Source organism: Cohnella sp. SGD-V74, assembly GCF_003001675.1.
Lineage (GTDB): Bacteria > Bacillota > Bacilli > Paenibacillales > Paenibacillaceae > Cohnella.
Window position 1 is genome coordinate 91,808 of sequence record NZ_PVYW01000024.1, and the last position, 9,494, is coordinate 101,301.

Consider the following 9,494-nt stretch of genomic DNA (forward strand, 5'->3'; position numbering starts at 1 on the left):
TTTTCGACATAAGGCGAGCCAGGGCGTATATGCAACCTCCGAGGATAGCAGATACACGCCCTAGCCGTTGCGAATCTCCTCGAAGAAGTAGCCGTATTCCCCCAGCTCATCCCGCGTAATTGTGCGATTCGTCTTGTCCAGCTCATACTGGTACGCCTGAAAAACGTGCTTCATGCCGACCGCCTCTCCGACTCCGCTCGCCAGGAAAGCCGCGGTGAGGGCGACGTTCTTGATGCTTCCGCCCGACATCTGCAGCTTGCGGCCCAGGAAGCCGCAGTCGAGATCGGAAGAGAGCGGCGTCTCCCGCGGGAAGATGCTTCTCCAGATCGTCTCCCGCTGCTTCTCGTCCGGGAACGGGAAGCGGATCACGTAATTGATGCGTCGCAAAAAGGCTTCGTCCATGTTCTGCAAATAGTTGGTCGCCAGGATCGAAATGCCCCGATACTCCTCCATCTTCTGCAGCAAAAATGCGACTTCCGTGTTGGCGTTCTTGTCGTGGGAATCCTTGACCTCGGAACGCTTGCCGAACAGCGCGTCAGCCTCGTCGAAAAATAAAATCGCATAGCTCGATTGGGCTTCGTCGAAAATGTCGCGCAAATTTTTCTCGGTTTCCCCGATGTATTTGCTGATGATCTGAGACAGGTCGATCTTATAAATCTCCATATCCAGCTCGTTGGCCGCGATCTCCGCCGCCATCGTCTTGCCCGTGCCCGGAGGTCCGGAGAACAGCAGACTGACTCCTGTGCCGTAGGAGAGCTTGCGCTGAAATCCCCATGAGCCGTACACCGTATGCTTGTAGCGGATATGGTTGCACGCATGCTGCAGCTTGCGGGTCTGGGGCTCGGGAAGCACGAGGTCGTCCCAGCGATGCTTCGGCGACAGCCGCTTCGACTTCGCGCCCAGGTTATGGCTCAGCTGCTTGTAGCAGGCTTGAATCAGGTCGCTCCAGCCGACGAGCTCCCGTCCCCCACCGGCCGCTCTCCACTGGGCCGAAGCGCGAGCCGCTGCCAGCGCGCTCTCGATCTGTCCGGGATGGAAGACGAAGCGCGACGACAGCGCCCCCCAATCGATGCCGTCCTCCAGCTCGTAAGCGAGCGCAAGGGTTCGCCACGCCTCAATCCGCTCCTCCTCCGACAATCCCGGAACTTCCAGCTCCAGTCCGATGACGCCGCGGCGATCGAGCGGACGGCAGGGCTCCTCCGACAGCAGGAAAACGGTGCCCGGAAGTCGGGCCAGCCGTTCCAGCAGCGCGATCTTGCGGCGTCTGTCCGCTGCTTCTCCGTCGGACGCGGCCCGGAAGCCGTAAAACACGGGAATCGCCTGCTGGATGGCCGCCTCGCGAAACACCGCGTCCAGGGCGTCCGGCCCGCTCTCGTCCGCCTCCGGCAGCTTGGTCATATCCACGTACAGCAGCGCTTCCTTAAAGTGAGCCCCGACATGGGCGACTTGAGTCTTGCCCCCCGCTCCTTCCGCTCCCCATAGAGAGACGACCAACGAGGCTCCGTCCTCGGCGATTCGACGGGTCAACCAGCTGCGCAGCTTCGTTTGAATGTCGAAATGGCCCAGCAGCGGCGGCGGCTCCTCGGAGGGCGACACGATCTCCATATAACGCCCCAGCTCTTCCGGCATGGAGATGGAATCGAGCGCAAATCTGACCATGCGTTCGTCCAGGCGACAGAATCTGTTGATGGTCGTACCGCCCTTGCGCGCGCCGGCCGCTTCCCGCAGGAAATAGCGGTTCAATACGCCGTCGTCCCGCATGATCCGGACCGCCAGCCTGCGTTCGTCCGCATCGCTCGCCGCGAGCGACGCGGCCAGATCCCGGCTCGGATACGTCGCGCCGCGCTCGCCTTGCAGCAGCGCGAACGCCGATTCGTACTTCCGATCCACCTCCGCCGCCAGGCAGACGACGACGATTCTCTGCTCCAGCGCAGTCAGCCCGAACAGACGAGCCAAATACGGAAGCGGCAGAAACGCGCCGTCGCGTTCGCCGAGGCTTACAGCAAGCTCTGCCCTGCCGCGTGCGTCTTCCCATTGAAGCAACAGCTTCTGCTCGTCTGCATCCTCTCGCCCTGCGGCCGGCGACCCGTCTCCCCGATCTCGAGCATCCGCTCCCTGTCCGAATGCCTCCGCCGCAGAAACGAGCTCCTTATCCAGCCTCTCCCGTCGATGCAGCATGAGCGCGATGCCCGCGTCCAGCCACTCCAGCCATCCCCTGACGCAATCCGTTCCGTCCCGAAAAGGCGTCACGCTCCCAGCTTCGACATCTGCCGCATCCACTTCCGATCCCGTCTCCATTCCCGTTCCCGCGACAGCCTGCTCCATTTTGCCCCTCCAGCCGAACGATAGAATAGTAGAAACCGAACGTTACGACCGGCCGAAAAACCGCTTCATGCGGGACATCATCCCGCCTTCCTCCGATTTCGGCTTGGCCGCCTCCGCCCGCTCCTTCTCCACTTCCTTGGCTCGTTGCTTGTAGTATTTGTGATGCGCCGTTTCTCCGCGCGCATGGGCGGTCAGCCGCTTGACCTGCTCGTCGCTGTCGACGGCCGGCGCTCCCGCATCCGCTTTGCCCTTGCCCGCCGCGACGAGCGCATGCCGTTGCTTCTCCAGGCCGATGAATTCGTCGATATTCTCGTACGCCGAGAATTCTTTCTTGCCCATATCTCTGCGAGCTTCCTGACGCGCCCGCGCCTGGTTCACCTGCTTGCGCGAGCCGGAAGTGGCGAGATCGCTGGCCACCCCGGCCGCCGCGCTCACCGCCCCGGTCGCGACTCCCGCTCCGGGTACGAGGTCTCCGACGATTCCCGTCACGGTGCCGATTCCCGCCTTCACCCGGTCGGCCGTGATTTTCGTGCCGACCGCTTGCGCTTGAACAGACGTGCTCGTCTTGATCGCCTCATTGCCTGTCGTCGCCGCTATGCCCTTGAGCAAATCGCGTTCCTTTACGTCGTATTTCTCGGCCATCTTCTGCTTAAGTCCCTTGCCTAACAGAGGAATCATGCCGACGGCGGTCTGCCCCGGGTTATCCACGATATCGTTAACCGCGTTTTTGGCTTTCTGTTTCACATCGAACTTGCCCGGCATCAGCCGATTCTCGATCTTGTTCGTTCGTACGTCCTCTTCGAGATTTTCGTCCCGGGCGCGGTTGCCGCTCCGATCGCGGCTTTGGGACAAGTCCCACTTCCCGTGACGTTTGTTGCGGATATGTTGGGGAATATCGTACCACTTCGGATTGTTGGCCGCGTCGGTCATCTTCTGCACGCGTTCGTGAAACGCCGGGTCGATTCCTCCGGCCTCCTCCGATTCGCTCCCGGACGATTCGGACTCTCCACCGGACTTCGGCGCTTCGGCTTCGGGCGCGACCGGCGCTTCCGACGGAGCTTCCACGGCCGGCGCGGGCGCCTGCACCGGCGCTTCTTCAACTTCCTCTTCCGCCTCGGGCGCCTCTTCAGGGCTCGGGGTCTGCTCTCGCGCTCGCTCTCCCGCTCCCATACCCGGGAACACCTGAACCGCCCCCTGGGCTTTCAGCCGCTCCAAGATGGCGGACTTGTCCGACTCTTGGCTCTCCTCCTCCGCCTGCTCCTGCAAATCCTCGTCGACCCGGGACGACGATCTGCTCCGGGCGGAGCTTTCTTCCCCTTTGCGCGCTTCGACTGTTTTCGGCATTGGTCCGTTCCTCTCGGCATGATTTACGTGGATTATACCAGACGCCAATAAAAGAATAATGAAAGAATACAAGCAAAACCGCCTTCGGCATCCTCAGGACGATGAAGGCGGTTTGTCGGAGACGATTCAGATAAGGATGGCGGATTTTATGCTTTCTGAAACGTCGAGGCCGCTCCCCGCTGCTCTCATCGGCAGCGGCGGGGCTCCTCGCACTTCAGCGTTAATATTCGGTTCATGGCAATGTTTGCTTGCGCAGTTGCGTCGGCGTGCACCCCTTGTACCGCTTGAACAGCTCGTCCAAGTATTGAGAGGTGCCGAACCCGGTCCGCTCGGCAATAAGAGAGATCGGCAGACCGGTCGTACGGATCAGCGTCTCCGCTTGGCAGATCCGGTACAGATGGATGAACTCCGTGAACGTTCGGCCGACCGCATGCTTGAACATGCGGCAGAAATAATAGGGGCTCATTCCGGCGACCCGCGCCGTTTCTCCGACGGTTAACCGCTCTCTGTAATTGGACTCGATGTACGTGATCGCTTCCTTGAGCCGTTCCATATTGCGCTCCGCCGTCTCGCTTCTTCGCTCGGTTCGCGCGGAGAATTCCCCGTAGCTCCGGGCCAGTTCCAACAGCAAAATATGCAAATACGACTTCATGGCGATCTCGTACCCTTCCGCTTTCCGCGTGAATTCGTTGATAATGGCGCGAATCGCAAGCGCGCAGGCTTCGTACGGCGCATCCTCTCCGCTGCGGAGCCTCGCAGGCAAGCGAAGATTGCCGGTCAGCAAAGAACGGGACGCGACATTCATGAAATCCGAGCTTGCCAATCTGTCGCGATCCAGCAAGATCGTGTAATAACCCGGAGGTTCATCGACCACGTATCCGCTGTGGATGACCCCTTCCTCGATCAGGAAAATATCGCCCGGCACTCCGATGAACGGCTTGCCGCCGATATGCAGTTCGACTTCCCCGCGCGTGACCATAATCATTTCAAGGCAGCTTTCGTGCCAGTGTGAGGAGAATATCGTATGCCCATTGTTGAATTCGGGCTCGAACACATTATACGGATAAGCGTCGCCAAGCATCATCAAGTATACGTTCGATCCTTTGTCAGACATGGCCCAGCCCCCTATTTTCGCAAGATCGTGTAAAAAGAACGCAAGGTCGCCCCTATTCCGAACTTCGCGATTCGGATATGCTCATAAGCAATAAGAGAAAGGATGGGAGCCATGAGCCAGCGACGACTGCAAGTTTCGTTATTAGAAGGAGAAGTATGGTGGGGAGGCGATATTACGGACGGAGGCGCGATGCCTTACGGTCCGAAGACGTTCGCCAAAGACTTGATCGCCGGCATTGGCGGCAATCAGGCGGTTCCTCTGCTCGTTTCGAGCAAAGGCCGGTTCGTCTGGTCCGAGTATCCGATCCGGTTTCAGTTCAAGGATAACATCTTGACGGCGGAATGCGAAGAGGGAGAGCTGGTGCTGGAGGAGCGCGGGAGCGATCTTCGCAGTGCGTTCCGGGCCGCTTCCGGCGCTTATTTTCCGCCCGCGGACTCGCTGCCCGACGCCCGGTTCTTCACGGTTCCGCAATACAATCTATGGATTGAAATGCAATACGAACCGACCCAGGCGCGAACGCTCCAATACGCGAAGGACGTGTTGGCGAACGGCCTGCCCCCGGGCATTCTGATGATCGACGACAATTGGATGGAGGATTACGGAGTATGGAAATTCCGCAGCGACCGGTTTCCCGATCCGAAGGCGATGACGGACGAGCTGCATCGGCTCGGCTTTCAGGTCATGCTGTGGACATGTCCGTTCGTCAGTCCGGATAACGCCGCGAATTTCCGCTGGTTGGAAAGCCGTGATTATCTCCTCCGCGACGAGAACGGCGAGATCGCGATCCGCAGATGGTGGAACGGGTACAGCGCCGTTCTGGATATGACGAACGCTTCTGCCGCGGATTGGTATCACGCGCAGTTGCAGGGGCTTATGGAGGAGTACGGAATCGACGGCTTCAAGTTCGACGCCGGAGACCCCGAATATTATCGCGCTTCCGATCGCAGCGCGGCGCCGCAGCACCCGAACGGACATTGCGAAGCTTGGGCGAACGTCGGGCTCCGGTACTCGTTCAACGAATACAGAGCCTGCTGGAAAAAAGCCGGACAGCCGCTCGTGCAGCGGCTCCGGGACAGACAGCACAGCTGGGACGACAACGGGCTGGCCTCGCTCATTCCCAACGGGCTGGCGCAAGGGCTCGCCGGCTATGCTTACATTTGCCCCGACATGATCGGGGGCGGGCTGATCGGGGACGTGGAGAACAATCCCGATTTTCGCATCGATCAGGAGCTGTTCGTGCGATACGCCCAATGCTCCGCCTTGTTCCCGATGATGCAGTTCTCCACAGCGCCTTGGCGCGTCCTGGATCGCGAGCATCTGGATTGCTGCATCGCCGCGGCCAAGCTCCATGCGGAGTTGGGCGACACCTTCCTTGAGCTCGCGAGGCACGCGGCGCATACCGGAGAGCCGATCATGCGCCATATGGCGTACGTATTTCCGGGAGAAGGCTTGGAGGATGCGAACGATCAATTCATGCTGGGCGATCGCCTGCTCGTTGCCCCGGTCGTCAAGCAAGGCGAGCGACGGCGCTTGATCCGTTTTCCGCGGGGCCAGTGGCTGGGCGACGACGGCTCGACGATCGTCGGGCCTTGCCTGACGGAAGTGGATGCTCCTCTGTCCCGATTGCCTCGGTATGAGTTGGTGGGTTCTTAGAAGATTATCGACGGATGAAGGGTAAAGGGCATCTATCTCCTTCCGGCGTTCCGGGAGATAGATGCCCTTCTTGTTTCATCGATAATTTTGCAGCCGGCCGCAGCTTAGTCCTTGCCGAATTTCTCCTTGTACTCCATCGGATTGATGCCGTGATATTCCTTGAAGATGCGCGAAAAGTGGATGCTGTTGCCATAACCGACCTGAAGCGCGATCTCATAGCTTCTTAACGAGGTCGTCAGAAGCAGCTCCCTCGCTTTGCTCATTCTGACGCTTACGCAATACGTCCAGATCGTCATGCCCGTCTGTTCCTTGAACAGCTTGGCCAAGTAGGAACGGCTGACCGCCACGTGATCCGCCAGATCCTGCAGCCCCCAGCTTGCGGCGTAATGCTCGTCGATGTACCGCTTGACCTGATCGATGGCACTCTCTCTTTGCAGATTTTTCGCTTTGCGGGCCTCGTCCATCAGTCGGTTAGCCGCCTGCTCCAGCCGTCTTACGGCGCACAGCCGGAAATACCGCCTTGCTTCCGAATGGAGCAGGCTTTGTTCGCCGAGCCCGATGTCCTCCCCTTCTTCGACTTGCGCATGGATGCCCTGCTTCTTAAGTTCCTCGACCAAGAGGGAGATCCACGCCATGGACAGCTCGTTCAAAATTTCATACCGTTCCCCTATCCATCCTTCGAACATGCCGAGCGTATCGACGATGAGCAGCGGCTGTCCATGCAAATAAACGGACAGTACCATCTCCAGCCATCGGTCCAGCATCGCCTTGTGATTGGACAGCTTCTCGAGCAGCATCTGATTGGCATCGTAACGGCGACGCTTGCGTACGACGTCCATCGCTTTGTCGACGGCTGCCTTAAGCAACTCGTTGTCCACTGGCTTGAGCACGTAGTCGACCGCTCCGAGCAGCATGCTCTTCTTCGCGTATTGAAAATCGTCGTAACTCGAAATGACAATGTTCGTCATCCACGGATAACGGGCGTTGATTTCCTGAATCAATTGCAATCCGTCCACTACAGGCATCCGCACGTCGGTCAAACAAATATCCGCAAAATGCTCCTCCAGCCATTCCAGAGCCTTGCTCCCGTTCGGCAGCGCCGCCGATACGACAGCCCCGTTCAGGTCCGACAACTGGATTGTCAAGCTCTCGCGAATCAATTCCTCGTCGTCCACGATGATGATCCTATTCATCCGGCATCCGTTCTCCTTCCGCATCGTCCGCGTCGTATCGCAGCGGCAGCAGCACTTCCACCACGGCGCCTCCATGAACGGGATCGTTGTAGAAGGCGGCGGAAGCTTCCGTCTCGTAGAAGCTGCGCAATCTGTAGATCAGGTTGGACAATCCGACTCGCGTATACGTATAATCGCCGGCGCGGGAGACGGCGAGCTCTCTCCTCAGCCGCGCCAGCACGTCGGAGGCGAAGCCCGGGCCGTTGTCCCGTACGGTAATCTTGAGCTTGTCAGGTCGCGCATCAAGCTTCTCCTCGTCCGCTCGCACCGCTTCGGCAATAATGGCGATATGCACCGCGTTTCCCGTCGCTTCTCGTCCATGCTTGATGCTGTTTTCTACCAGCGGCTGCAGCAGCGCCTTACAGCATTGCGCCTCCAGCAGCTCTTCCGGGATGTCGGCGGCATACGCAACCTCGTCCTTGAACCTTGCCTGCATAATTTGCATAAAGCTGCCCAACTGCAGCAGCTCCTCCCCAAGCATCACCTGATAGCGCTTGTAATCCGATGTATAGCGCAGCATGCGGGACAACGAGACGGCCACGCGGCCAATATGCGGCTGCTTGGCGATCACGGTCATCGAATTGATCGTTTCCAGAGTATTGTACAGAAAGTGGGAGTTGATCTGCGATTGAAGCGCCGAGATGACCGCCTGGTGTTGAAGCGCCTTCATTTCTGCGTAGTCGTTGACGGACTGCTCCAGATGGCCCAGCAGATTGTTAAAGGAGACGCTCAAGTCGGCCACTTCGTCGGTGCCTTGCACGTCCGCTCTGATCGCGAAATCGTTTTTGAGCTGCATTTTTTTCATCGTTTTGCGCAGACCCGATAGCCGTCTTGTAATCGATGACGCTGCGAAATAAGTCAGCGCGACCGATACGATCAATGCGCCTATCGCGACTGCAATCGTAATCGTGCGCGTGTAGCGGATGCTCTGGGCGATTTCGCTGTAAGGAAGGACGGCGACGATTTTCCATCCGGTCATCGCGATTGTCTGGTATACGATAAGTTCCTTGCCGGCCGGGTCGTAGTAAGAACCCGCCCTGTCCCGGTTCACGATGCGAACGATTCTTTCGTCCATCTGGCCCATGATCCGTTCCGCGAGGGAATGATGAATAATCCGGCCGTCCTCGTCCATCACGATGGCGACGCCCGAATCCACGATATGAATCTGGTCCATGACCGATTGGGACGGATCCAGCGAAATATCCATTTTCACGTAACCGTTATAGAAAGGCTTGAACAGCGTCAGCACCGGCAGACTCATCGGCTCGTGCTCCGGATTCAAGTAGCTCTCCGAAATTCCGGTCATGAATCTGACCTTCTCGAAACTGCCCGTCCCGAGCAGATAGGGCTCGTCCTGAATGCTGTAGGACAGCGGCAGCGCGAACTTGTTGGCGAAATGCTGCTCCCTGCCGCGGGGATTGTACAGAGTCACCGACAGCACCTCGGGGTATTGCAGAAACAGACGGTTCAAATAATTGTCCTTGATCCGAGTGTACGATTTAATCAGATCGGAGGAAATGCCGCCCGGCGACAAGCGCATCCAGTCCCCTACGTCGACGCTGTTGCCAAGCATAAGAAAGGCAAGCTCGTATTCCGAATAATAGCGGTTCAAGTTTAAATTGGCCTGTTGCAAAATTTGAAAGCTTAGATGATCGATATCTTTTCTGACGTAGCCTGTCGTTCCCGTATAGCTTAGAAAGCCGATCATCGCCACCGTAAAAATCAAAATGGCTACAATGATCGAAATCAGCTTCCATTTCAGCGAATGCATGTACATCTTGGCCAGATGCCGGAACAAGCTGCCCCTCCTTCTGCGAAAACCGTGA

At 58.3% G+C, this 9,494-nt stretch carries 6 protein-coding genes; 1 reads left to right on the top strand and 5 read right to left on the bottom strand.

What is annotated here, in order from left to right; translation table 11 throughout:
* Positions 1 to 60: 60 nt before the first annotated feature.
* From B0G52_RS29195 to B0G52_RS29205, 3 genes are all read right to left on the bottom strand, one after another.
* The gene (locus tag B0G52_RS29195) at positions 61 to 2,325 is read right to left on the bottom strand and encodes an ATP-binding protein (RefSeq protein WP_094049915.1); all 2,265 of its coding nucleotides are present in this window, start codon (positions 2,323 to 2,325) and stop codon (positions 61 to 63) included.
* Between the two features lie 42 nt (positions 2,326 to 2,367).
* Positions 2,368 to 3,669, bottom strand: a complete 1,302-nt coding sequence (locus B0G52_RS29200; RefSeq protein ID WP_094049917.1) for a hypothetical protein — start codon at positions 3,667 to 3,669, stop codon at positions 2,368 to 2,370.
* A gap of 232 nt (positions 3,670 to 3,901) precedes the next feature.
* Entirely contained in the window at positions 3,902 to 4,783 is an 882-nt protein-coding gene (locus B0G52_RS29205; protein WP_094049919.1) for a helix-turn-helix domain-containing protein, read from the bottom strand.
* A 111-nt stretch (positions 4,784 to 4,894) separates the two neighbouring features.
* Here B0G52_RS29205 and B0G52_RS29210 point away from each other — a divergent pair, with 111 nt between their 5' ends.
* Positions 4,895 to 6,436, top strand: a complete 1,542-nt coding sequence (locus B0G52_RS29210) for a glycoside hydrolase family 31 protein (protein ID WP_094049921.1) — start codon at positions 4,895 to 4,897, stop codon at positions 6,434 to 6,436.
* A 104-nt stretch (positions 6,437 to 6,540) separates the two neighbouring features.
* Here B0G52_RS29210 and B0G52_RS29215 read toward each other — a convergent pair whose 3' ends face one another.
* On the bottom strand, positions 6,541 to 7,629 hold the full coding sequence (locus B0G52_RS29215) for a response regulator (protein WP_158223931.1): 1,089 nt from the start codon (positions 7,627 to 7,629) through the stop codon (positions 6,541 to 6,543).
* Complete coding sequence (locus B0G52_RS29220; RefSeq protein WP_094049925.1) at positions 7,622 to 9,466, bottom strand: cache domain-containing sensor histidine kinase; 1,845 nt, start codon at positions 9,464 to 9,466, stop codon at positions 7,622 to 7,624. Before B0G52_RS29220 ends, B0G52_RS29215 begins: the two co-directional genes overlap by 8 nt.
* Positions 9,467 to 9,494: the final 28 nt, after the last annotated feature.